The 18,876-nt window shown below is 45.3% G+C and carries 16 protein-coding genes; 11 read left to right on the top strand and 5 right to left on the bottom strand.

Features of this window, described 5'->3' with window-relative positions:
- The 3 genes from Q4Q46_RS20945 to Q4Q46_RS20935 form a co-directional block, all read right to left on the bottom strand.
- On the bottom strand, positions 1–242 hold a 242-nt coding region (locus tag Q4Q46_RS20945; RefSeq protein ID WP_311906971.1), incomplete at its 3' end, for a transposase.
- A 330-nt stretch (positions 243–572) separates the two neighbouring features.
- Positions 573–2,699 carry a TonB-dependent receptor gene (locus Q4Q46_RS20940; RefSeq protein WP_311906970.1) on the bottom strand — a complete coding sequence of 709 codons (2,127 nt, stop codon included), beginning with the start codon at positions 2,697–2,699 and terminating at the stop codon, positions 573–575.
- 268 nt (positions 2,700–2,967) lie between these two features.
- Complete coding sequence (locus tag Q4Q46_RS20935) at positions 2,968–3,816, bottom strand: substrate-binding periplasmic protein (protein WP_311906969.1); 849 nt, start codon at positions 3,814–3,816, stop codon at positions 2,968–2,970.
- Positions 3,817–4,090: 274 nt separating this feature from the next.
- On the opposite strand from Q4Q46_RS20935, the gene Q4Q46_RS20930 reads away from it, so the two are divergent.
- Positions 4,091–4,315, top strand: a complete 225-nt coding sequence (locus Q4Q46_RS20930; protein ID WP_126491095.1) for a ribosome alternative rescue factor ArfA — start codon at positions 4,091–4,093, stop codon at positions 4,313–4,315.
- 198 nt (positions 4,316–4,513) lie between these two features.
- Positions 4,514–5,917 (top strand): class II fumarate hydratase, encoded by a 1,404-nt coding sequence (gene fumC, locus Q4Q46_RS20925; RefSeq protein WP_311906968.1) that lies wholly within the window; start codon positions 4,514–4,516, stop codon positions 5,915–5,917.
- Positions 5,918–6,098: 181 nt separating this feature from the next.
- Here the strand turns inward: fumC and rimO are convergent, their stop codons facing one another.
- Entirely contained in the window at positions 6,099–7,517 is a 1,419-nt protein-coding gene (gene rimO, locus Q4Q46_RS20920) for a 30S ribosomal protein S12 methylthiotransferase RimO (protein WP_106649317.1), read from the bottom strand.
- 417 nt (positions 7,518–7,934) lie between these two features.
- On the opposite strand from rimO, the gene Q4Q46_RS20915 reads away from it, so the two are divergent.
- The gene (locus tag Q4Q46_RS20915) at positions 7,935–8,648 is read left to right on the top strand and encodes an oxidative stress defense protein (RefSeq protein WP_063884277.1); all 714 of its coding nucleotides are present in this window, start codon (positions 7,935–7,937) and stop codon (positions 8,646–8,648) included.
- A 71-nt stretch (positions 8,649–8,719) separates the two neighbouring features.
- Here Q4Q46_RS20915 and Q4Q46_RS20910 read toward each other — a convergent pair whose 3' ends face one another.
- The gene (locus Q4Q46_RS20910) at positions 8,720–10,873 is read right to left on the bottom strand and encodes a TonB-dependent siderophore receptor (RefSeq protein ID WP_311906972.1); all 2,154 of its coding nucleotides are present in this window, start codon (positions 10,871–10,873) and stop codon (positions 8,720–8,722) included.
- A 292-nt stretch (positions 10,874–11,165) separates the two neighbouring features.
- On the opposite strand from Q4Q46_RS20910, the gene Q4Q46_RS20905 reads away from it, so the two are divergent.
- The 8 genes from Q4Q46_RS20905 to Q4Q46_RS20870 all read left to right on the top strand — a co-directional run bounded on the left by Q4Q46_RS20905 (position 11,166) and on the right by Q4Q46_RS20870 (position 18,593).
- Positions 11,166–11,939: an EAL domain-containing protein gene (locus Q4Q46_RS20905; protein WP_107946464.1), complete on the top strand. Its 774-nt coding sequence runs from the start codon at positions 11,166–11,168 to the stop codon at positions 11,937–11,939.
- Positions 11,940–12,217: 278 nt separating this feature from the next.
- A complete protein-coding gene (locus tag Q4Q46_RS20900; protein WP_311906967.1) occupies positions 12,218–12,679 on the top strand; it encodes a hypothetical protein in 462 nt (153 codons plus the stop codon).
- Positions 12,680–12,933: 254 nt separating this feature from the next.
- Complete coding sequence (locus tag Q4Q46_RS20895) at positions 12,934–13,791, top strand: class I SAM-dependent DNA methyltransferase (RefSeq protein ID WP_283630377.1); 858 nt, start codon at positions 12,934–12,936, stop codon at positions 13,789–13,791.
- Positions 13,792–14,384: 593 nt separating this feature from the next.
- Positions 14,385–15,119: a nicotinamide riboside transporter PnuC gene (pnuC, locus tag Q4Q46_RS20890; RefSeq protein ID WP_300478406.1), complete on the top strand. Its 735-nt coding sequence runs from the start codon at positions 14,385–14,387 to the stop codon at positions 15,117–15,119.
- Entirely contained in the window at positions 15,116–15,850 is a 735-nt protein-coding gene (locus tag Q4Q46_RS20885) for a nucleoside phosphorylase (RefSeq protein WP_006083228.1), read from the top strand. The genes pnuC and Q4Q46_RS20885 overlap by 4 nt, the downstream gene beginning before the upstream one ends.
- Positions 15,851–15,976: 126 nt before the next feature.
- The gene (locus Q4Q46_RS20880; RefSeq protein ID WP_311906966.1) at positions 15,977–16,669 is read left to right on the top strand and encodes a Crp/Fnr family transcriptional regulator; all 693 of its coding nucleotides are present in this window, start codon (positions 15,977–15,979) and stop codon (positions 16,667–16,669) included.
- A gap of 196 nt (positions 16,670–16,865) precedes the next feature.
- Positions 16,866–17,561 (top strand): DUF4336 domain-containing protein, encoded by a 696-nt coding sequence (locus Q4Q46_RS20875; RefSeq protein WP_311906964.1) that lies wholly within the window; start codon positions 16,866–16,868, stop codon positions 17,559–17,561.
- A gap of 453 nt (positions 17,562–18,014) precedes the next feature.
- Positions 18,015–18,593, top strand: a complete 579-nt coding sequence (locus Q4Q46_RS20870) for a porin family protein (RefSeq protein ID WP_300478397.1) — start codon at positions 18,015–18,017, stop codon at positions 18,591–18,593.
- Positions 18,594–18,876 lie beyond the last annotated feature (283 nt).

The following is an 18,876-nucleotide window of genomic DNA, read 5'->3' as shown; positions in this document are numbered from 1 at the left end:
GCTAAGGCCTTGAATAAATGTGCTAGAACGCCTTTCTTAGACCATAAATGAAACCGTCTAAAGACCGTGCTCCAATGACCGAACTCTTTAGGTAAATCTCGCCAAGGGATACCTGTTCTAAGGCGGTAAAGAATACCTTCGAATGTTTGTCTATGTTCAGGTTTGTCATAAACACGGCCTGTGCTTTTCATTAAATGAAATAGCTTTTCCCAGCGTGCATCGGTTAGCATAAGTCTTGGCATGGCTTGAGGTTATGGTTACTTTTGGCGAAGCAAATTATAACGTCTTGCCATGCTGTCTAAAAATCACTCTCGAAAGATCAACAGACCCTAATCCATAGTCTCACTCATTCAGCCGTGCTGCATAGTACGCTTAAGTCGTCTCAGCGTTTTAGTGCCTGTACTTTAGCGCTAGTAGCATGAATGTGGTTTGAGCATAAAAAAAGGGCAAGCGATTAATCACTTAATCTGCTTGCCCTTTTTGTTTAACGCGCCGATTAGGGCTGTTCGCCTTAATCAGCGGTATTGTAAAAAATCCATGCTGTTAAAAACAATGTCTTTAAAAAGCCGTCGTTAAAACGCATAGCTTGCGCTGAGTTCGAACGAGCGACCTGCACCGGCAATCTGGTTAAAGCCATTGGTATTATCGGCCTTAAATTCTGCCACACTCACACCGCCTAGTGGCAGCTCATAGTAGCTGTCGAATAGGTTATTCACCGCGAAGGTGACAGTCAGATCCTGCCATTTCATGCTGCTGTTTAAGTTAAGCAAGGAGTAGCTATCGGTTTCATTTTCAAGGCGGCGGTCATCCACGCGATCTTTGGTCGCAACCCATTGCCATGAAAGACTATTTTCCCAGTTACCGAGTTGATGTTGTAGTGCCAGCTCGGTTTGCAGCGGCTTGATTTGATATAAAGGCTCATTGCCTTCATCTCGCTCACCACGGGTCAAATTTACTTTGCCTAACACTTGCCATTTACCTGTGCTGGTTTCAGCAAACTGATAGAGCGCATTAAAGCGTGCACCATAGAGATTGGCATCTAAGTTAGTGAATTGAAGAATATTGCGTTTGCCATCAGCTGAGCTAGTGCGATTGAAGCTACCAATCACTTCGGCATCGATATAGTCAGTCACAGTTGTGTACCAAGCTGTGGTCGAGACTTGCCAGCTATCACCGTTATATTTGTAGGCTGCGCTCAGGGTGTGGGCGGTTTCTGGCTTTAGATCTGGATTACCCACATAACCATTACCATCACCATACCAACCTATCATAGTGGTTGCCATAGTGCCGCGGCCCCAGCTGTAACGCTCGTACAGATTGGGGGCTCGATTCTTGCGGGCAAGGCCAAACTCAAGTTGTTGATTGGCCGATAATTGATAGCGCGCCAGTAAAGTGGCGTCGATCAGATCATCATTACGCTCTCTGTCCATCTCGTTAAAGGCCTGCGCCGCAGCGGCATCCATATTCGGCATGCCCATCATTGGCATGTCACTATAAGCTTGGACTTCACCAGTATTGGTGGTGACATACTCAAAGCGAACACCCGCCGATAACCACCAGCTAGGGCTCAAATCTTGCTGCCATTCGCCATAAACGGCGGCGCGGCGGCGTTCACCATCGTTGATGTTAATGTAGTCATTCGGCGCCATCATAGTGCCTGGCACTGCAGGCCACACATCGTCGAGCTGGTAGCTATAGAATTCTTGGCCGACCAGTAAGGTGCTGTCATCGCCCATTGGCAAGCGCCAGTGCAGTTGATAGCTGTAGTCGTCACCTTCAGTGTTCATCGGCATCTTGCCGGTTTTTTCTGGGGTGAAAAAGCCCATCTCGTGCTTCACGCTGTGCCAATTGAATTGGGCGCTGAACTCGCCGTCATCGTCGAGTTTAAGTTGATAACGGGCGAGGGCACCGTAACTCTTGTTATCTGTCATATCCATGTATTGGTTAGCAAAACCTTGAAATGGAATATTCTGATGGGTCAGTTTGATGGCAACTTCCTGAGTCTCATCGCGCCATGCGGCGGTCAATGCATGGTTTTGTGCGCGGTACAGAGTATCTATGACTTTATCGCCATTGCCATCTTTATAGCTGTTGGCATCTTCATAGGCGCCTTGATAGCTTAGGCTGATATTTTTGCTGGCAACTGTGGCATTGGTGCCCAGTAGCAAGGTATCGCTCACGCTGCGGTATCCCGTTGAGATATCGCCGCTATTCCACTCGATGCTATCGCTTTCACCAAATTTAGGATTAAGGCTGCTGACCTTGATTACACCGGCGATATTGTCGCCACCGGCACTGACGGGCGATACGCCCGCAATGACTTCGGCTGTAGTGATTTGATTGGCGGAAATATAGGACAGCGGTGGATTCATTTGATTGGCGCAGGAAGCGGTAATGTCCGCACCATCAACTAACACTTTAATGCGATCGCCCATCATGCCATTGAGAATAGGCAGAGCTGATACGCCACCCGCTTCGGAGAAATCTACTCCTTGTCCTTTCAGCAGGTTTTCAGCCGAACCTAGCGTGTTGCGGTTTTCGGTCTGTTGGCCGTGGACTTCTAAGCGTTCAATATTGGCTAATTCGCTGTCATCGGCCATTGCCTGTGGCGCTAGCGATAAGCCCATGGCGATTGCGAGGGATGAGGAAATTACTGAAGTTTTAAACGGGTGAGATAAATACGCAGAATTTGCAGCCATCTTATTGTCTTCCATTCACTTGGATTAATTGCGCTGCATTATAAAGAGCATCTAAGAGTGACAGGTGCGGCATATTGTCGCAGAGGGCAACAAAGCGGGTTAAAAACAGAATTGAGCTTGAGCGGAAGGTAAATTCCTCGCACTTGAATCACTTAGGCCATGATTTTCTTTGACTCTTTAAACATTGTGCTCATCAATCATCGATAAGCGTATCAATGGAACCTGCTTTATCGGCCGTTAGAGTTGGGGTGAGTTTTTAAGACTTGAGCTAACCAAAATACTTGCTATACAGCCGCTGAGTTTCGCCTTGGGAATCCATGGCAGCGAGTGCTTTGGCAAACTGGAAAGCTTTAGAATCAGGCGCTAACATTGTGGGATTATTGTCTGGGCTGATGGGGTTATCGGCGCGATAGTTAGGGTTGTGCCTACCGCGGTAGTGACGGCTTTTTTTCGAGAAGCCGAGGTACATTTCCTGCGCAGATTGGCAGCATTTATAGTGGAGTTTGAACTGAGTGGGGTCGCGATCGTTAAGGTAATAATGCAGTGTGGTTTGATCGTAGATGAAAAAATCCCCTTGGTTTGAAAGCAAATAATCCAAGGCTTTAGACACATTGAGTTCAGGCGGTTTACGTACTTGTATTTTGTCCGGCAGGCCGCCAAAGTCGTAACTGCCGGGGGCGATTAAGAGGGTCATCTTGTTGTTGACTAACTGCTCAATCGAGCGAATATCGGCGGCGCCCGCACGGCTAATGCCTATGGCGCGTTCCGAAAGTCCATTAGGGATAAAGTGCGCGTATTTAGCCCGATCTTCGGTGAAGTTAAGCCCGGGATAAAAGTCGATATTGCCGAGTTTGAGATCCCGCAGTATGCGTAATTTAGGTGCGCGCACCACATTGAGTTTGCAGCCAATCTTGTCCGCTGCCGCTTGGTAAAGGTCGTGATAAAATCCCGTGTTATTGGGCTCATCTCCAATAAAAGGTAAGCGTTCGCTGGTGCGATACCCCATGGTAATCACACAGGCGTCTGAACTGGAAAAGGCATTGGCGAGCGGAGCTTGAAGTGTCATCAGCAAAAGCAGTGCGCCGAGCCAAGGTTGAGCGACTAACGTGGATTTCAAATTGATCTCCTTATCTGTCGATTACAAAGTGTAACCTGAGTGCCAATAAAGGTTATGGCAAAATCCGTAAACTAAATCTTAAAATTCATTAACTAAATCTTATTGATTATTAAGCTAATATATTATTTTTGTTTGAATAATCTATCATACTTTCCTACTAGTCAACGCCATTTTTTATGTTGGAGTGCACAAACTCTGTACATCTGATTTGATTGCGTTATAGTTTGCGCTGTTAGGCCATGGGCTTAACTTTCATTAAGCAGTGAGGCATAAAATGACTAAACAAAAACCGCAAAATATGACCTTAGAACACGAAAGTGGCCGAGGCACCATTACCGACAACGCACTTAAAGCGTTAGTGACGAGTCCCTTGTTTAGGACCCGCACCGAGAAAGCGAAAAAGGGCAAAGGGTCATATGACCGTAAGGCACAAAACCGAAAGGGGCATCAGCACAAGGGCGATGTCCCTTTTGACTTTCTACGTCTGAGCTTTTGTTAATCTGTTGCTTTCCCTGCTTTAGCCCACTTGCTTTAATCCCTCGCTAATCCTGCCAATTCACGCTCTTCCGCCTGCCTTTACGCCAATCTTTACGTTTAAATCAGCCTTATCATTGATACTCCTTGTTGGAGGTTAATTGTACTTTCGCCCTGAGCGAGTATGGTGAATGCTTAGAGGGTTTTAGCGAAGGAGATGCGCATGGCACAGCAATATCGAATCGAACACGACACTATGGGTGAGGTACAAGTCCCCGCAGACTGTTATTGGGGGGCGCAGACCGAGCGTTCACGGCAGCACTTTCGTATCGGTGTCGAAGCGTCAATGCCGATTGAAGTGATCCATGCATTTGGTTATCTCAAAAAGGCCGCCGCCATCACCAATCAACAACTTGGCACTGTGACTCAAGCTAAAGCCCAACTGATTGCCCAAGTGTGCGATGAGCTGATAGCAGGCGAACTCGATACGCAATTTCCCTTGGTGATTTGGCAAACGGGCTCGGGCACGCAAACCAATATGAACGTCAATGAAGTGATCGCCTATCGCGGCCATGTGCTCTCTGGCGGGCAACTCACGGATACGGTTAAATGTTTGCATCCTAATGATGATGTGAATCGCTCGCAATCTTCCAACGATACCTTTCCCACCGCCATGCACATTGCCGCCTATCGCCAAGCCGTTGAGCTGGTTTTGCCCAGCATGAAGTTATTGCAGCAGAGCTTGCAGCACAAGGCCAAGGAATTTGCGCACCTAGTTAAAATCGGCCGCACGCATTTTATGGATGCGACACCGTTAACCTTAGGCCAAGAGTTTTCGGGTTACGCCGCGCAATTACGTCATGGTATCGAAGGCATTGAGCACAGTCTCAAGCGGGTGGCCGAGTTAGCCTTAGGTGCGACCGCCGTGGGCACTGGGCTGAATACGCATAAGGATTACGCCGTTAAGGTGGCGGACAATATCGCAAAGCTCACAGGCTTGCCCTTAGTGACTGCGCCGAATAAGTTTGCCGCCCTTGCTGCCCACGATGAATTAGTCGCCCTGTCGGCGGCCTATAAAGTCGCGGCGGTAGGTTTAATGAAGATCGCAAATGATATTAGGATGTTAGGTTCTGGCCCGCGCTGCGGCATCGCTGAGTTATTCCTGCCTGAAAATGAACCGGGTTCGTCCATCATGCCGGGAAAAGTCAACCCGACTCAGGTTGAGGCCATGACTATGGTGTGCGCGCAAGTCATGGGCAATGATGTCGCCGTTAGCATTGGCGGCAGCAATGGTCAGTTTGAGCTCAATGTATTTAAGCCAATGATTATCGCCAATGTGCTGCAATCGGGGCGCTTATTGGGGGATGCTTGTCAGTCGTTTAATGACCATTGCGTGGTCGGCATAGTGGCAAATGAACCACAGATTGCTAAGCATGTGGAAAACTCACTCATGCTAGTGACGGCGCTGAATCAACATATCGGTTATGAAAAGGCCGCTAAGATCGCCAAAAAAGCCCATAGCGAACACAAGACACTGCGCCAAGCGGCATTAGAACTTGAGTTTGTCACGGCAGAAGAGTTCGAGCTTTGGGTCGATGCCAATAAGATGTTAGGGCCAGATGCTTAATTCATAACGTCTCAGACTAGCCGTTGATAAATAAGCGAAAGAAATAGTGAGATGAAACAGTGGAGTAAGGAAGCTGAAGCATTCGCAGTGTTAATGTTTACGGTGCATCGAATGATATAAAAATAAAAAGCGAACCAGAGGTTCGCTTTTTGATTCATAGCCTGACCTGTATCAGAACGGCTTAGTCTTGGGTGTCAGCATCTACCACTTCAGCCCACAGATCGTGTTCATCTGAATGGGTGATGCGAGCACGAACCAACATACCAGGTTCCAACTCAGTTTCACCATTGATAAACACCATACCGTCGATTTCAGGTGCATCGGCGAAGCTGCGGCCAATGGCGCCTTCTTCGTCTACATCGTCAATCAGAATATCTAAAGTACGGCCAACGAAACGGGCTAAACGCTCGGCGCTGATCTCGGCTTGGACTTCCATAAATCTGTGGTATCTGTCTTCTTTCACTTCTTCGCTGATAAGCTCGGCGATGGTGTTGGCGACAGCGCCATCCACTTCTGAATACTTAAAGCAACCGACGCGATCGAGGCGGGCTTCTTTTAAGAAATCGAGCAGGATTTGGAAATCCTCTTCGGTTTCACCTGGGAAGCCGACGATAAAGGTCGAGCGGATCACTAGATCGGGGCAGATTTCACGCCAGCGTTGAATCGCTTCTAACTGACGGTCAACACGGCCTGGACGCTTCATCATCTTCAGGATGCGTGGGCTTGCATGCTGCATTGGAATATCCAAATATGGCAGAATTAAACCTTCGGCCATCAGCGGAATCAAATCGTCAACCCATGGATATGGGTAGATATAATGCAGACGCACCCAAGCGCCCATTTTACCCAGTTGGCGCGCTAGGCTAGTAATGTCTTGCTTGACTGGCATACCGTTCCAAAAATCGGTACGACCGCCTTTGTCTTTGCCGTAGGCCGAGGTGTCTTGGCTCACGACTAGAATTTCTTGTACGCCTGATTCAACTAGACGCTTGGCTTCATCTAAGATGCTGCCCGCTGGGCGGCTGTCGAGATCGCCACGTAGTGAAGGAATAATGCAGAAAGTACAACGGTTGTCGCAACCTTCTGAAATCTTTAAATAAGCGTAATGCTTAGGCGTTAACTTAACCCCAGTTTGTGGGATTAATGATGTGAAAGGGTTGTGTTCTGGCTTAGGCACATATTTGTGAACGTGCTTCAACACCGCTTCGTAGCTGTGTGGGCCAGTGATTTCTAACACATCTGGGTGCACTTCGCGGATTTGGTTTTCTTTGGCGCCAAGGCAGCCAGTTACGATCACTTTGCCGTTTTCTTCTAAGGCTTCACGCACAGCATCCAGAGATTCTTCAACCGCAGCATCGATAAAGCCGCAGGTGTTGACGATAACTAAGTCGGCATTGTCGTAGCTGTTAGTCACTTCGTAGCCGTCGATGCGTAACTGAGTCAGAATACGCTCTGAATCCACGAGGTTTTTTGGGCAGCCCAAAGACACGAAACCGATGCGATTCCCAGTGGTAACAGCATTAGTGCTGGTGGCTTCTAATGTTTTTACTGGGATATCAAGCGTGGTCGTTTGCTTGGGTTTAAAAGTTTCAACTGTCATGGTTTCTCGCTGAGGTTAGAGCAGCCTTAAAAAAGATGGCGGATTATACCTGAAGTGGTTAAAAGGTACAGTAGCTTTGGCTGAAAAGTGTACAACTGGGGCGCTGAATATGCCAGTTAACCCTAAGGCCTATTTTGGGTGTGGATATAGATATATCCGCTAGAGATCCGCAGTCGAACTCATAGGGATAAAAAGAGCTAAATATTTTTCAGAAAAATTAACCCTTTTTAAAATCCGCCGCGTTTATAGGGAGCAAGAGACAGTTTGTTGATGCTGTTACATATTGGTACAGGTATTGGCACTTTTTACTGATAGCCTAAGCGCTAAATAAGCGACACAGTCGTGTTAGCCGTCTCGTTTGAATATGCGTTCTATTTGAAGTGGTTTAGCTATAAGCACATTATTTTGGAGTAAGTTATGAAAAATTCTCTTTTAGCGGTATTGGTAGCGGGTGGTCTTTTTTCGAGTACGTTTATGGCGCCAGCAGTGCTCGCCGCTGAGGTCGATTTCCCCCACATTGAAACCATGGGTGTGAGCCAAATCCAAGTCGAGCCCGATATGGCGGATGTGAATGTGGAAGTGGCCGTGACCGAAAAAACCGCTAAAGCCGCCAAGGATAATTCCGATGCCGCCGTGGCTAAGTTTATCGCCCGTCTCACCGCAGCGGGAGTGACTAAAGACCAGATCCAGAGCGCGAATTTAAATCTTCAACCGCAATACGTGTATGTGCAGGATAAAGCGCCAGAGCTGACGGGGTACACCGCCAGTCGCCAAATTACCGTGACGGTAACAGACTTAAGCCGCTTAAATGCTATTTTAGATTCAGCCTTGGAAGAGGGCATGAATCGAGTGAATAACATCGCCCTTAAGTCGAGCAAAGAAGCTGAATACGTCGCCAAGGCACGCCAAGCCGCGATTGTTGATGCCAAACAAAAAGCCGAGTCTTTGGCTAAAGGCTTTGGGGAGAACCTAGGTAAGATCTGGCAGATCCGTTATTACGATCAACGCCCCGTGCAACCTGTCATGTTACGCATGAGCGCCAAAGCCGATGCCATGGGCGCCGCCGAGAGCTATCAGTACGGTCAAGTGAGCATAGAAGATAGAGTCGAAGTGATTTATAAGTTGAAGTAACAAGTGTTGAAGAATAGGAAAGGGCAGACTTAAATCGAGTCTGCCCTTTTTATTAGGATCTGAAATTAGCGTTACATCTTCCAGCTCACAGTCGCACTATAGTTGGCTGGTGCGCCGTAGAAACCTTGGGCCCAGTATAAGCTGTTGAGGTATTTCTCGTCGGTGATGTTGTTGGCGTTAACGGTCAGGCTAACGTTGTCGGTAAATGCATAACGCGCCATCAAATCGACAACGGCATAGGCATCTTGTTTTGTGATAATAGGGTCACCCGCATTGGCAAAACTATCAGCGACTACGTCATCTTGTGTGCGAGAGATATCATCCTGCCAGCGCATGTTAACACCAAAGCTTAAACCTTCGAGCTGCTCAAATTCATAGACAGCGCTTAACTTAAATAACTTACTTGGCGTGTATTCTTTTACCAGTTTGGCAACATCATCGCGGCCATTAATGTTGAAGTCGGTATAACCTAAGCTCACTTGTAAGCCCGGATAAACTTCCCCCGCGATATCCAATTCGTAACCTTTGCTATTGATCCCATCACCAGCAATAAAAATCGTGTTATCAGGATTGCTGTTGAGTGGAACAGCCAAGTTCACTTGTTCTACATCGAAGTAGGCGAGGCTGGCGATTAACTTACCATCAAATAATTCGCTCTTTAAACCGACCTCACGGCTTTCGCCTGTCACTGGGTCAATCAATTGATTGTTAATGTCTCTTTTAATTTGTGCGAGGAAGGTTTCGGTATAGCTAGCGTAGGCGACCAGTTCGGGCATAAAACGATAGACAAGCCCTAGGTAAGGGATGAAATCTTGTGCATCGGTATCCCGTGATTCACCGTAGGACTCACCTTCTGCTTCCCATTGGTTAAAGCGGCCACCAGCAATTAAGTGCATGTCTTCAAACAAATTAAATCGTCCAGTGAAATAAGCGGCTTTTTGGGTTGAGTTAACATCGCTCCCCAATGGACTGTCGGCAAAGGTGGGATAGGGCGTATTGCCCTCCCACGTATTGAGGTCTGGCATGGCAGGGAAACCATTGCCTGTGGTGTAGTCGTAGAGTGAGTGTTCTTGTTTGTCTGAAGTCGAGTAGTTAAGGCCAAAAACTAACTGGTGATCACGGCCAAACAGATTGATATCGCCCTTAACGTACACATCGGCCAAATCGCTGCTTTCTGTTGCATCATATTCACTGCCGTAACCGGTTAGACCTAGCTCTGTGGTTTTATCTGGTGTGCCATAAACATAAAAAAGCTGGGTGTCTTCATCGGTTGATTTATGCGAGTAAGTCGCACGTAGGTGCCAGTCATCGTTAAAGTAATGACTTAGCTCAACCACAGTATTGTGCTTCTCAACTAGCCATGATGACCAATTGGCCGAGGTGCTAGTAGAGCGATCATAATTGGTCGCGCTACCGTCGGTATAATACAGCGGCAGTGCACCCCATAGGCCCCCATCTGTGTCATTTTTAATGTAAGCATGGCTGAGTGAAAGAGTGGTGTTATCGGATAATTGTGCCTCAAGCATGGCATACAAGACATTCTTGTCTTGTTGGTAGCGATCAAGATAGGAGTCTTGAACTTGCTTCACCGCCACCGCTCTGGCCGCGACTTTTTCGCCCAGATTCACAGTGCCATCGAGTTCAAGGCGAGCATTGTCAAAACTGCCGTAGCTGGCATTAATATTAAGTTGATTGTCTGCCGTTGGGCGCTTACGAATAAAGTTTACCGTGGCAGAGGGATTGCCTACTCCTGTCATTAAACCATTGGCGCCGCGGATCACTTCGACGCGGTCATAAATGGCGGTATCTTCGTCAGAATGGTTACTGCCGGAACTTAATGGTAGGCCGATACCATCAATCTGGAAATTAGTGATATCAAAGCCGCGGGCCGTGTAATAAGTACGGTCAGTCTCGATACGTTCAACATTGACACCCGTCGCTGTATCTAAAACCGTGTTGATATTAGTGAGTTGGAAGTCGCTCATTTGCGCGCTGGTAATTACAGAGACAGATTGCGGAATATCACTGATTGGCAATTCTAATTTTGAAGCACCACTGGCTGTACTGGCGTTGTAACCTGCAATATAACTGCCTTTGATTTCTATTTTTTCAATTTTTTCATCGACATTTTCATTGGGAGCGGCCTCATCGGCATAGCTTGGCATAGCAGTCGATAGTGCAATGATTATTGCTGAATAGAGTGTGGACAAGCGCAGTGTGTTCATCATTAAGCCTGATATTTTGGGGATGGGATGGAAAAGTGAGCACAATATAACGTAAGCGTACGGTTAAGTTAATGATATTCGTTATCATTTACATTTGTTAAATTTTGCAGGCTAAATTCGTGAATACTACTTAAGCCTGATTTACCTTGTGGTCTGCGTGGATGAGGTAAGTGCTCATGATGAAATGCCAACACCTTGTGGTGAAAGATTTTATTAACATGATGCACAGTAAAAACTGGCAAATTTAGCCATTTATCCTCACATTAGTAAGGTGATGTTAAGGAGGCCGTTTATGGATTTTCCCGCTCAAATAAAGCAACAAACTTGCATGGATTGCTTAAGTGGTAAGTCATTAGGATTTGAAATTCGAATGGCATTTCAACCTATCATTCATTGGCCTAGTCGTGAGATCCACGGGTATGAGGCCCTTGTCCGTGGGCCCAATGGAGAGGGCGCTGGATGGGTGTTTGAGCGGATTAACGAAAGCAACAAATACTATTTCGATCAGGCCTGCCGAGTTAAAGCGATAGAAACCGCCTCCAAACTGGGACTCGATAAGATGCTCAGTATCAACTTTTTACCTAACGCCGTGTATAACCCTGAGACTTGTATCCGCGCGACGATTGAAGCTGCCGACATGTATGGGTTTGATATCCACAAAATCATGTTTGAAGTGACTGAGGGCGAGCAAATTGTCGACCGAGCGAAATTGGTCCGTATCTTCGAGAGCTATGCTAAACGTGGTTTTATCACCGCAATCGATGATTTTGGCAGTGGTTTTGCTGATTTAAGTTGGTTGGATGCCCTGCGCCCTCAAGTATTAAAACTCGATATGACCTTGATCCGTGATATCGATGTCGATAAAGAAAAACAGCTGGCGGTGGATGAAATACTGCGTATTTGTCTAGAACTTAATACAAGAGTTTTGGCCGAAGGCGTTGAGAGCGAAGCCGAACTGAATTATCTCGCTGGAATCGGGATTGAGTATTTTCAGGGTTATTACTTTGCTAAACCTAAGCTCGAACATTTAAGCACCTTCGAAGAGCTGAACTTTCATGCACCATAGCTGCGCTCGTTCGACGTCTTAAACTATCTGGTTATTCTTCTGCTTTGTGCGTTTACCATCGAATCTAAAATATTTAATTAACAGACACTTGCCTGCACGTTAAGTGCGGTGAGTGTGTCTGTGCCTGGTCAGTAAAAACGACAAACGCGATGATGGCTTAGTTTAAATTGGGGCGGATATTTGAATCGTTGCTCTTACCCTTGCGGAGTTAGCGCCGCGAAAAGGTGGTGATATCGACACATCTGACTAAGCTTACTGACTCAAACAAAGGAGGTGTTATGAAACAATTTACAGTTTTAACCCTATTAGTATCTTGTTCCTTACTGCTAGCTAGCCCAGTATTTGCCCACGGTGAAATCGGTGAACCCTCGGATGGCGCCAAGGGAATGGCGGGTGCCATGGGCACCATAGAATTTAAACCCTCAGATTGGCAAGAGAATAAACAGAGCTGGTGGAAGGACAGTGATGGTGTTGCGCCCGGTGTTGTCGGTTGCCATGTCGGTACCGATGCACAAGGTGTGCCTAATGGCAGAATGTTTGGTGAGGCGTGTTTGCCCGATGGCTTGTTAGTCGAATCCAATCCCGGCAAAGATGTGATACACGGTCACAGTGACGACTTAGGTCATCCTGATACCTTTGACTGTAATGCTTGGTGTGTTGGCGAAGGTAAAACTGCGGGAATGTGTGAAGTGGCCGCTGCGCCACCTTGCGAGCAATCCGCAAGATGCGCCTGCAAGTAGTTAATCGCGAGTGTGAGCTCGATGTGTGTTGTGAGTTCACTGCGATTTCATTTCTTTGGCTAACATATTCTTCTGCTGGTGATTATCGCGCTTAGCGCCTCTCCTACCCAACATACTTATTTGAATCCTTGAGTGCACAATTGGCCGCTTTAGCTTTAGCCGTACTTAGCTTTGGGGCAATTGTTTGTTTCTGATATCGGCTAACTGATATATCATGCGCCACCTAAAATTGCCCTTGTTACCTATTCGCTACTATGTCTTCCAACGCGCTCTATACCGATTTATCCGGCTATTACGATTTAATGTGTTCCGATATTAACTACCAGCAACAGAGTGCGAGCATTCATCGTCTGCATCAGTTCCTTGGCAATAACGGTAAACAACACCTTGATTTAGCTTGTGGTACGGGTCCGCATGTGCGGCATTTTATCGATCTTGGTTATCAATGCAGTGGCCTCGATATCAATCAGCCCATGCTCGACATGGCCATGCGCCGTTGTCCCGAAGCCCAGTTTAACCTCCAAGATATGACAGCTTTTTATTTAGAAGAGCGCGTCGACTTGATTACCTGTTTTTTATATTCCATCCATTACAGTGCTTGTATCGAACGGCTTAAAAGCTGTATCGCCAGCGTGCACAGTGCGCTCAATGACGGCGGACTGTTTTGTTTTAACACGGTCGATAAACACAGAATTGATAACACTGCCTCGGTTAAGCATTTTGCCGAGTTTGATGGTAGTCATTTCGCCTTCGAATCCGGCTGGCATTACAGTGGTCAAGGCGAGAAACAGTCCTTAAAGTTGAGTATTGCCAAAAGCAGTCTGCCGTTTACTGAGGTGTCAGCTTCGCCTTTACCAGTCTCTGACATGAAAGGTTTAGGCTCGCTGGAAGCGGGGTTGCAGGCCGCAGGTTTGCAGGAAGTCGGCTTGCAAGAACTACACAGCATTGAGCAATGGCAAGATCAACATGCCATGGTCGCGACTAGCTTCACAGAACTGCAGGAACTGTTAGCCCCCTATTTTGAAGTACATGTTTTCGAACATGATTATGAAAGAATCGTCCCGTGGGATTTAGCATCCGGCAACGCGCTGTTTGTCTGCGTGAAGATTTGACCTTGGGTTGAAGGTGTAACAACTTTCTTTACTTCCATCAGCCTTCTTTAGCATATTTAGACTGTTGATAGTTTCTTTATAAAATCAAAATCAAAACCAAAACCAAAGTCAAAATCAAGGTCGTGGGGCTTCACCCCACACCCGACAAAAAGGGGAAAAACGCCTGTTCTCCTTTTGGCTTATTTGTAAAATATGGCCAGCATTCTCAACGGATTTGAAAGCCCTTTGGCTCATAGCTAAAGGGCTATGGCTTTCGAAGTCCTCGCTTTACATCCATGTAAAATACTCCTGTTCGGCAATCCTCGTCTCGCTCACAAGCCAGAAAAACACTGATTTTTATTTATCTTGTGGCAACTCTGAGGGAAGGTGTATTTCTGGGTGATAAGTACTGATGTTTAAATATGTTAGATATAAAAGCCCTATTTGTCCGATCATTTTTTTCCCTTAAGCAAACCGCATTTAAACTAGCCAAAAGCGGGATTGGATCACGAAATCAAACCATCGCCAATGAAAGGGACAAAAGTCCGTTTCTCGGCATTGATTATTGGGTATTTTCATCATATCGATGTTTAACGGATAAAAAGGATCCCTATATGGACATTATTTCATGGTTTAGTATCAATAATACCTTTGTTAATATTCCTCTGGGCAGTGGCTATGCCATGTCATGGATTGAAATGGTTGGCACTGTATTTGGTTTATTGTGTATTTGGTGTGCAAGCAAAGAGAAAACGATTAACTATTTTTTTGGTTTAATTAATGTGACTTTGTTTGCAATCATCTTTTACCAAATCCAACTATATGGATTATTAATTCTGCAATTATTCTTTTTTGTCGCCAATATCTACGGTTGGTATGCGTGGACTCGTCCCAATACTATTGATGGCGAGTCACTACAAGTGCGTTGGCTATCTAAACAAAAACTGCTGATTACTGGCGTGGTCAGTATTGTCGCTATTTGTTTGATGACTATCTTCATTGACCCTTTCTTTGCAGCGTTAGCTAAAATCGCCACTAACACACTCAACGCCTTCGGAAATAATATCGTCCTTAAACCTTTAGATCCTGATGCCTTCCCGTTTTGGGATGCCACAATGACTGTATTGTCAGTGGTCGCGCAAATTCTCATGACCCGCAAGTATGTTGAAAACTGGATTCTGTGGGTTGTGATAAACGTGATTAGTGTTGGTGTGTATGCTGCGCAAGGGGTTTACGCCATGTCTATCGAATACGCAATTCTGCTGTTCATCGCATTGAATGGCACGCGAGTATGGATGGCAACTGCAAAGTCTAACCAAGCCAAATCCTCAAAGCAGGCGGTGCTATGAACCTACAACCACACATTGCCGTCAGTGCTGACGATATAGCTTCTAGAGTGATTGTGTGTGGTGATCCTGCTCGTGCAGCGCGTATCGCGGGTTGGTGTGAAAACGGAAAACAAGTTGCCAGTAATCGTGAGTTTCAGTTATTTAATGCACGATTTAACGGTATAGATGTCACGATTTGTAGTACAGGCATAGGCGCTGCTTCAATGCTGATCGCATTAGAGGAGCTTAAACAGTGCGGAGTTACTACCATCATTCGTGTTGGATCTGCAGGAGCGTTGCAACACAATATTGGCCTAGGAGAATTGATTATTGCCGAAGGGGCTGTTCGTGACGAAGGGGGCTCCTTGAGCTATCTTCCAGCATCCTACCCTGCTGTAGCCGATCATGCCTTAGTTGCGGCCTTACTTAGTGCAGCTAAGCAACTTCAAAGTAAATATTACTTAGGCTTAGTGCGTTCCCATGACAGTTTTTATACCGACCAAGAGACGGAAATTTGTGAGTTTTGGCACCAGCGTGGTGTACTCGCTGCTGACATGGAAACTTCTGCGCTGTTAACGGTCGGGCGTTTCCGTGGTTTACAAGTTGCATCCATTCTTAACAACGTTGTTCTATTTGAGCAGGAAGTTAAAGAAGGTATTGGTCAGTTTAAACAAGTTAACGGCAGTATGATTGAGGGCGAAAAGCGTTCAGCAATGATTGCGTTGCAAGCGCTAACAAGCCATAGGAGTTAACTTCAACAATCGTAGTCAATGGCGCGCTACTCTATCGATGGAATCTATTTTATGTGCCTCGAATGAGTGGACGCGTTATTGCTGCGGCATGTAAAGTGATGCCATCACAATGATTGGTCACAACAAATGCAGATCGAGCCAAACCCTAATACTCGCTTTTATCCATTCCTTAAAGCACACAGTGAGCAATTTCGGCAGAAATTAATGCACTGTGCAGTCGCTACTCGTCATCTCATCAAAGGTTCTGCTCTGCTAACCCAAGGGCAAGTTGTAGACCATTTATACCTAGTGCCTCACGGCCGAGTCTCTATGAATATTACTGTCGCTAGTGGTAAGCGTTTTCAGCTTGGTGAGGTGCAGTGTACTGAACAAATCTTTGGTGAAATGGAGTTTTTAAATCAAAATCTTTGTCAGTGGAGTGTAGTCGCTGAACAAGATATTGATGTAACGGCTATTTCCGTGGCAAAACTCACGAGATCTTTACAGGCTCATCCTGAAATGGCGATGTTTTTTGCCAGTGCTTTAGCTGATGATTATCAAGACTCCATGGATATTTATACCCAACGATTATTACGGCCCATAGTGTATAACATTGCATATGATCTATGGATACGAGATAGCAATACAGTTGTCCTTGGCGGTTTTGCTAAAATTGACCCAGAAGCTGAACGTTTTGGTACTATTAGCCGTGTTTATCGACGAGCAGTGAAAGAGTTAGTTCTTCGTGGTTTAGTCCGCAAACAAGGGGCATATTTGGAAATTGTAGATCGCCAAGGTTTAAAAGCATTTCTTGATGACAGTAGCCATAATGATTTGTAGTCAGATTATATGTGCCTGTGAGTGTGGTAAAACGGATTTATATTGGGTAAATAACTTAAACCTTATTTTGGGAGTTTTGGCTTTCTATTCTCTTTTCATACTTTTGTGATGATGGCTGGCGGCTGATTTCGTGCTTCAATGTACGGTAAAGCGAACGCTATTATTGATGGAATGACTGGCAGCATGGAGAGTTGATATGAAGCAACTAGCAGAGAACCTGTGGATTTTTGATGGTGAAGCCGTACCATTTTTTACCTTGCCCTATACCACACGGATGACAGTGATCCGTTTGAATAATGGCGCTTTGTGGGTGCATAGCCCAATTAAACTCACCTCTGAACTTCAAGCACTGGTCGAAGCGTTAGGCGAAGTTCGTTATCTTATTGCGCCTAACCACTTGCACCACCTATTTTTAAATGACTGGCAGCAACGTTATCCGCAGGCCCAAAGCTTTGGCACTGCGGAAGTTCAAACAAAGCGGCCAGATCTTCACTTTGATGGGCTGTTCACCGCTCAATTTCATGCCATGTGGGCGACTGATATTGACCAACTTTTATTTACGGGCTCTCATTTTATGCAGGAATGTGTGTTCCTTCATAAAGCATCGCATACTTTGATTGTGACGGATCTTATCGAAAACTTTTCACCCGAATCTTTTAATGCCTTGCAGCGGTTATTGGCTCGCGGAGCGGGAATACTCGCTCCAAACGGTAAAATGCCCTTAGATTGGCGCTTAAGTTTTATGTTTGCTAAGACACAAGCGCGCAGTCATATTGATAAAATATTAGCTTGGGAGCCAAAAGCCATCATCATGGCCCATGGTCTTATTATCGAGAATGATGCAACGGCATTTTTGGAAAAATCATTTTCTTGGGTAAAGGGGGAAGAATAGTTTTATGATATTTTCCCAATATCATTTTAACGATTAAGTCGTTATATATTATTAACGAATGAAAGACGGATATTTTATCGCTCAGGAATTACTATTTTCAACTTTATTAAAATTAACCTGTGCAGCATGAATGATAACTAACTTGTGATATGTAGTAAGTTGGTTTAATGTTACTGGCTTGTGGGTTTATTTGTTGTCTATGAAATAGTTACAATGTAATAGGCAATAAATACATTCGTCAGAGTGAGGATAACTAATAGCGATTGATATATAAGCGATTTTAGCTGTTTATTTTAACTGTTTATTCCTTGCTTTATATTTTTCACTTAATATAATGCATTGATATCCATGTTGTTTTTTAATTTTATAAAATTATTCTGCTTTGATTTAGCAAGTATGGCATTACTTTTGTAATGTACTTAGCGTATTTAAATAATTAACTAGGAGTACATTATGAAAAATACCATTCTTACTTTGGCCGCCATTATTTCTTTAGCATCGGTTAGTGCTTACTCTCAGGCGCAGAGCATGGAAAATAATGACACCACAGAAAATGGCATTTATGTTGGTGCTAACTATGGTTATTTAAAAGTCGATGGCAAGGATGACTTTGACGACGATAGCGATGTTATTCAAGGGCTTGTTGGTTATCGCTTCAACCAATATTTAGCTATCGAAGGCGGATACGTCAACTTCGGTGATTATGGTAATAGCCTTTCTAATGCAGAAACAGATGGTTATACCGCTGCGCTAAAAGTCTCATATCCCATTGTCGATCGCGTTGAGTTGTACGCTAAAGGCGGGCAACTATGGTATTCCACAGATTATGATGTGTTAGGTTTTTCTGGAAATAAAGATGATGAAGGTGTGTTCGCCGGTGCTGGTGTCGCATTTAAAGTTACAGATCGATTCTTAATTAATGTCGAGTACACTTGGTATGATGCAGGAATTACCGTTGAGAATTTTAGTAACGGCGCAGATACAGACACAGACTTTAAACAAGCGAGTTTAGGTGTTGAATATCGATTCTAATTATTTGTAGTTGATATTTATAATTTAAATATTAATTATTTAGGTGTGCCACGCTAAGTGTCACACCTTTTTTATATGATTAATATGTCTTTCATAGTTTTTTTAAAGCAAAGTCAAAATCAAGGTCGTGGGGCTTCACCCCACACCCGACCAAGGAGGACTGCTCGTCCTATCCTCCTTGGATGCTCCATGACGCCCCAACGGAGTTGAAAGCCCCTTGGGCTCATCGACAAATTTGCTACCGCTTCCGAAGGATGCGTCCCTGCACCTGCGAAAGCTAACT

The organism is Shewanella vaxholmensis, assembly GCF_031932135.1.
In the GTDB taxonomy this organism is placed as follows: Bacteria; Pseudomonadota; Gammaproteobacteria; order Enterobacterales; family Shewanellaceae; genus Shewanella; species Shewanella hafniensis.
This window is presented reverse-complemented; position numbering and strand designations above follow the sequence as displayed.

What these genes read in the sequence shown, in the direction of transcription:
- Q4Q46_RS20940 (WP_311906970.1), bottom strand. Translation starts at nt 2,699, where the DNA reads ATGGCTGCAAATTCTGCGTATTTATCTCACCCGTTTAAAACTTCAGTA.
- Q4Q46_RS20930 (WP_126491095.1), top strand. Translation starts at nt 4,091, where the DNA reads ATGACTAAACAAAAACCGCAAAATATGACCTTAGAACACGAAAGTGGC.
- fumC (WP_311906968.1), top strand. Translation starts at nt 4,514, where the DNA reads ATGGCACAGCAATATCGAATCGAACACGACACTATGGGTGAGGTACAA.
- rimO (WP_106649317.1), bottom strand. Translation starts at nt 7,517, where the DNA reads ATGACAGTTGAAACTTTTAAACCCAAGCAAACGACCACGCTTGATATC.
- Q4Q46_RS20915 (WP_063884277.1), top strand. Translation starts at nt 7,935, where the DNA reads ATGAAAAATTCTCTTTTAGCGGTATTGGTAGCGGGTGGTCTTTTTTCG.
- Q4Q46_RS20910 (WP_311906972.1), bottom strand. Translation starts at nt 10,873, where the DNA reads ATGAACACACTGCGCTTGTCCACACTCTATTCAGCAATAATCATTGCA.
- Q4Q46_RS20905 (WP_107946464.1), top strand. Translation starts at nt 11,166, where the DNA reads ATGGATTTTCCCGCTCAAATAAAGCAACAAACTTGCATGGATTGCTTA.
- Q4Q46_RS20900 (WP_311906967.1), top strand. Translation starts at nt 12,218, where the DNA reads ATGAAACAATTTACAGTTTTAACCCTATTAGTATCTTGTTCCTTACTG.
- Q4Q46_RS20895 (WP_283630377.1), top strand. Translation starts at nt 12,934, where the DNA reads ATGTCTTCCAACGCGCTCTATACCGATTTATCCGGCTATTACGATTTA.
- pnuC (WP_300478406.1), top strand. Translation starts at nt 14,385, where the DNA reads ATGGACATTATTTCATGGTTTAGTATCAATAATACCTTTGTTAATATT.
- Q4Q46_RS20885 (WP_006083228.1), top strand. Translation starts at nt 15,116, where the DNA reads ATGAACCTACAACCACACATTGCCGTCAGTGCTGACGATATAGCTTCT.
- Q4Q46_RS20880 (WP_311906966.1), top strand. Translation starts at nt 15,977, where the DNA reads ATGCAGATCGAGCCAAACCCTAATACTCGCTTTTATCCATTCCTTAAA.
- Q4Q46_RS20875 (WP_311906964.1), top strand. Translation starts at nt 16,866, where the DNA reads ATGAAGCAACTAGCAGAGAACCTGTGGATTTTTGATGGTGAAGCCGTA.
- Q4Q46_RS20870 (WP_300478397.1), top strand. Translation starts at nt 18,015, where the DNA reads ATGAAAAATACCATTCTTACTTTGGCCGCCATTATTTCTTTAGCATCG.